The 5,201-nt window shown below is 48.8% G+C and carries 6 protein-coding genes; 4 read left to right on the top strand and 2 right to left on the bottom strand.

Going from position 1 to position 5,201, the window contains the following annotated elements; genetic code table 11:
• The first annotated feature begins 464 nt into the window (after positions 1 to 464).
• From NZ772_13390 to NZ772_13375, 4 genes are all read left to right on the top strand, one after another.
• Positions 465 to 650: a hypothetical protein gene (locus NZ772_13390; GenBank protein ID MCS6814543.1), complete on the top strand. Its 186-nt coding sequence runs from the start codon at positions 465 to 467 to the stop codon at positions 648 to 650.
• A 30-nt stretch (positions 651 to 680) separates the two neighbouring features.
• Entirely contained in the window at positions 681 to 2,219 is a 1,539-nt protein-coding gene (locus NZ772_13385) for a HAMP domain-containing histidine kinase (protein ID MCS6814542.1), read from the top strand.
• Entirely contained in the window at positions 2,216 to 3,664 is a 1,449-nt protein-coding gene (locus NZ772_13380) for a DNA photolyase family protein (GenBank protein ID MCS6814541.1), read from the top strand. Before NZ772_13385 ends, NZ772_13380 begins: the two co-directional genes overlap by 4 nt.
• A gap of 151 nt (positions 3,665 to 3,815) precedes the next feature.
• The gene (locus NZ772_13375; GenBank protein ID MCS6814540.1) at positions 3,816 to 4,040 is read left to right on the top strand and encodes a hypothetical protein; all 225 of its coding nucleotides are present in this window, start codon (positions 3,816 to 3,818) and stop codon (positions 4,038 to 4,040) included.
• Between the two features lie 22 nt (positions 4,041 to 4,062).
• Here NZ772_13375 and bchM read toward each other — a convergent pair whose 3' ends face one another.
• A complete protein-coding gene (bchM, locus tag NZ772_13370) occupies positions 4,063 to 4,776 on the bottom strand; it encodes a magnesium protoporphyrin IX methyltransferase (protein ID MCS6814539.1) in 714 nt (237 codons plus the stop codon).
• A 99-nt stretch (positions 4,777 to 4,875) separates the two neighbouring features.
• Positions 4,876 to 5,201 (bottom strand): hypothetical protein (locus NZ772_13365; GenBank protein ID MCS6814538.1); only part of this gene is annotated, 326 nt, incomplete at its 5' end.

The following is a 5,201-nucleotide window of genomic DNA, read 5'->3' as shown; positions in this document are numbered from 1 at the left end:
AGTTGCTAACACTGATGACATTAACCCAGAGACATCGGCTCGTGAGCAGGCTTGCTGGGTATCAGCAATTTGTAAAACCAGCGCACAAAAACTCTCATGAAGGGTCGCAGGTAGTGTTGACATACGATTTTGTCTAGTAGATTCAACGTTGCTATGAGCCTAACTAATGTAGTAAGTAATACAAATGAGCTGATACAAATGAGTTATTCGTAGAGTCGTTAGCAAGTTCTACCATGCTATTACGACTGTGTGAGTTGTCTTTGAACAATTATGCCTCTATAGCTACTGTTGGTGGCAATCTTAGCTCTTGGTGCACGGTCTTTTCAGACCTTACTTGAGCTTACCCTAGCAAGGGAGTGGGTATTGTCTGTGGTCAATTCCTGGTATCTCCACTGGCAATTCCTGATGTTGGTGTGATAGACTATCTCTTCTGCATAGTCATGTGAGAGGTAGCTAGATTTGCTATGGCTAAACGCCGTAACCTAAAGAAGGAAAAAGCGCTACGGAATGAAGCGTATGCCCGTAAATTTCGTAAACGGGTGAACAAGGGTCGGTTTGGAAGACGACGCTCGGATCAGGATAACCGAGCAGATGATGATTCTGCCCAGGACAGTGATATGGGCGCTATGGGCGGCGCTACTGATTTATAACTGGATGCTTCGTAATTAGATGCGCATAGCATGTTTTTGGCAACTCGGCGACGGCTAGCTATTTGGTACACGATTGCTACGGCTGTTTTGCTACTACTGTTTGCTAGTGGCATCTATCTCTACGTAAGGTCTACGCTGATTGAGCGCATTGACGACACCCTCAATCATGTCATTGAAGTTGTGCAGCGATCGCTCATTATTGAGCCAGTCAACTTTCACCAAGAAGGTGGTGAACTACAGGTTAATGTAGAAGCCAGTTTTCGAGATAATGCTGGTGATGTAGACGATGACCACATTGACCTAGAGTGGTTTAACCCCCGTGGAGAATTGCTCTGGTCAACCTTGACAGAACCGCTGAACATACCCCTGCACCCCGCTGTTAGTAGCGAGACGGTGACTGTATCCCGGTGTCTACCATCAGGAGCACTGGCATTAGAGACTGACTGTTTAGCCTCACTTGGAGAGCATGACGGCGGCAATAGCTTGCCATCAAACACCTGGAGCTTAATGCCTGAAACTATTGTGCTTCGCCAAGTCACGCAAAAAGTTCAGATTGGGCATCAGGTTCTGGGCTATTTGCGAGTGAGCCATCCTTGGTTTGAGGTCACTAAGCCAACTCGTCAGTTAGTAGTGGACTTAAGCTTGGGCATCAGCTTGATGGTTCTAGCAGTAGCCACGATCGGATGGTTGCTCTCAGGACTGGCGATGGAGCCTATACAGGACTCCTATCAGCGGCTCAAACAGTTTACAGCAGATGCATCCCACGAGTTACGGAACCCAATCGCTACCATTCAGACCACAGTGCAAGTTGCTTTAACGGATCCTGATATAGATCCTGCAACTCAACATCAACAGCTTCAAGTAGTGGAGCGGCTAACTCGACGCTTGGGACATTTAGTTGATGATTTGCTATTTCTAGCCCGCCAAGATAGCAATACTTTAGAGCCAACGATGGCGGCTGTCTCTTTAGTTGAATTGCTGAAGGATGTTGTAGAAGAGCAACGGATTCGAGCCATGGAAAAGGCCATTCACCTGAGTTTCCAGGGTGATTTGGGAGTAAGTTCCAGTGAGCAGGAATCTAGTGCTGAAACCCCGTTGACCACAACCAATTCTTTGCCATCAGATGCATGCGTCATTTGGGGCGATCGCAATCAACTAGCGCGCTTGTTTACTAATTTGGTGAGTAATGCTCTCCAGTTCACTCCGTCTGGGGGATCAGTTCGTGTGGAAATTCATCGCATCCATCGTCTAGACCAACCAGAAGCCCTGGCTGTTAGTAAAGCCATACCTCGCCTAAAGCCACCCTATCTGCAAGTTAGCGTCATCGATACTGGCATTGGCATCCCTGCCGATGCGGTTCCTCACCTGTTTGATCGCTTTTACAGAGTGGATCCATCTCGTACCCACAGCCGTCATAAGGGCGGGTCTGGTCTAGGGCTAGCTATTGCCCAAGCTATTGCCCAAGCTCATCACGGACACATTCTAGTGGAAAGTCAACCTGGCTACGGCAGTACATTCACTGTAGTCCTGCCATTATCTGTCCATGCGCTATCTACCTCAGCCCCATGACTACAACCCTTGCTCTCTTTTGGCATCGCAAAGACTTGCGCCTGTCAGACAACCTTGGCTTAACGGCTGCCACTCAGCGCTATCCTCGGGTGGTCGGTGTATTTTGCCTAGATCCCACCATTCTGGCACGAGATGATGTTGCCCATGTTCGAGTTGCTTACATGATGGGTTGTCTAGCTGCTTTGAAGCATCGCTATCAACAGGCTGGTAGTGACTTGCTGATTCTGCGGGGTCAACCGGAGACAGCTATTCCCAAACTCGCTAAGGCACTGACGGCCCAGGCCGTATGCTGGAATTTGGACATAGAACCCTATGCCCAAACCCGCGATCGTGCTGTTGAATCAGCTCTTAAAACGCTCAAAATCACAGTTCATACTACCTGGGATCAGTTGCTGCACGCCCCTGGAACCATACTCACTGGCAATAATGAACCTTACACGGTATACACACCCTTTTGGCGTAATGTGAGCAAACAGGCCAAGGCTCAACCCGCAGCACCCAATCTAGCAGCACTGGCTACAGGACTCTCAGACATTGAACACACTCAGGCAGTCCAAGCAGGGGTAATCCCGCTGCCTACAGTTCAGGAACTGGGATATCATTGGGATCGACCATTTATCCTAGAGCCAGGAGAGCAGCCAGCCCAAGCCCGACTAGCTGAATTTTGTCATGTTGCCCTTGCAGATTATCAAGAGCAGCGTAATTTCCCTGCTCAGCCAGGCACGTCTCTGTTGAGTCCAGCGTTGAAGTTTGGGGCGATCGGCATTCGTACTCTCTGGGCAGCCACGGTCACAGCTCTAGAGCAAAGCCGCAGTTCTGAAGCTGAAGCCAGCATTCGTGTTTGGCAACAGGAGCTGGTGTGGCGTGAATTCTATCAACATGTGATGTATTTCTTTCCTCAATTGGCGGATGGGCCATATCGTTCTTCTTGGCAGTCCTTCGCCTGGGAAAATAATCCTGATCACTTTCAGGCTTGGTGCACGGGCCAAACAGGCTATCCGATCGTTGATGCAGCCATGCACCAACTCAATGAAACTGGCTGGATGCATAACCGCTGCCGCATGATTGTGGCTAGTTTTCTCACCAAAGATCTAATTATTGATTGGCGCTGGGGAGAGAAATATTTTATGCAGCGGTTAATTGATGGAGATCTGGCAGCTAATAATGGTGGCTGGCAGTGGAGTGCTTCCAGTGGTATGGATCCACGACCCTTGAGAATTTTCAATCCTGCTAGTCAAGCCCAAAAATTTGATGCTGAAGCTGACTATATTCGTCGATGGCTTCCTAACCTGCGCTATGTTGAGACCGAGGCACTCATAACTGGTAAAATAGCCCCTTTAGAACGAGAGCGGTGCAACTATCCCCCGCCCATTGTTGATCATACCGTGCAACAAAAGCGATTTAAGCAGCTTTATCAGGCTAGTCGATTGGGAAATCCTGAGTAGGTCTTCTGGTTTTTCTATCCATGCATGGCCCTATTGTTATACAGAGCACACACCTCTTCATCTAATTCGCTATGCTATAGAAAGTTTACAATCTTTTAAGTTTACGGTTTAGTTCTTGTCCTCCTGCACAAAACCATTTTAAGAGGTGACTATGGCAAAACTTCCTGCTTACGACGCAAACTACAGTGCGCCCGTCTTGACAACGCTACCCTCTGATGCAGAAATGTGGGAGAACCTGAAGCAGGTCATTGCTTCCAGTTCTGGATTTCACCGCTGGCAGCAGGATTGTGATGCGCGTCAGGATGACCAAGAGTTAAGCTTGGATGACCAAGTTCGGGGATATCTGCGCCAAACGTTGGAGACGCTGGCCTACTGATGGTTCCCTGTCGATGGTGGGACTACCGCACTGCTTCTAGCAAGCGAGAAAAGTAAAATCGAGTTTTAGTCATAGCATTACGCTTTACCGTCCAGCCGTTGGTTTCTAAGATGCCAACTACGTCTACTTCAGCATGTAGATAGGCGCGGGTGGCTTTACTAGGGCCTGGGAAAAAGTCTCCAATCTTCTTCAAGATGGTGTAAGCCCAGGTTTTGGGTGCAAAGCTGAGAATGAGACGATCGCTGGCAAGGGAGCTAAGGTGAGCTATCATCTCTGCAGCCTTCTCTTGCGGATAGTGGATCAACACATCTAGGCAAATAACTGTGTGATACTGACCACTGATGGCCTCTAAGTCACTAACGCTAAAGTGAGGGTTATCGGTTTGTCCTAGGGTTGTTAATGCTCGGTTGCGCGCCTCTCCTACCATCTGTTCAGAAATATCACTGGCATACACAGTAGCGCCTAGCTGAGCTAGGGGAATGCTAAGGCTGCCAACACCACACCCAGCATCACAGATGCTCAGACCAGAGAGATTACCATCTGCTTGTAGCCAAGCAAGCACTGTGTCGATCGTTTGTTGATGTCCTACACGGATATCAGCCTGAACCGCGTTGACTTCACCATCACCATAAATTCGTCGCCAACGATCAAAGCCGGTGGTGTTGAAATAGTCGCGAACGATCGTCTTATCGTCCAACGTTGTTTTATCGCTGGTCTGCTCATCTAACGCTGCCATAGCACTCCCTTAGAACTCCTCACATAAACACTCTATCAATCCCCGTAACCATAGGTTATGCCCATATCTTCTGGATTAGATCACTTCATCCATAACCCGTCAAAAGCTAGGCCATGGACGCTCCGGAAATGACTGCTCCGGTTGCAAGGTTGGTACTCCAACTTTGGTTGCCAGCCAGATTCGGAATCCTAGACCAACACCTGCTCCGATGAGCAAGGATAGAGCAGAAACCAAGACAAGCCAGCGTGTCGGAGTAAATTGCTGGAATGGCTGCCTTGATGCCGCTGCTAAGGCATGGATAGGCCCTACCTTGGTAGCAGGTTCTGTTGCTGTAGCTGGTCGTTCGGTAGGCTTGGAGAGCAGGGGTGATTCGATTAACGACACGGATGTTGACGGCGTTGACACCGATGAAGATAGCTTTGAAG

The sequence above is a fragment of the Cyanobacteriota bacterium genome, assembly GCA_025054735.1.
Taxonomy (GTDB): domain Bacteria; phylum Cyanobacteriota; class Cyanobacteriia; order SKYG9; family SKYG9; genus SKYG9.
Note: the sequence above shows the minus strand (reverse complement) of the source record. Positions and strands in the feature narration are given on the sequence as shown.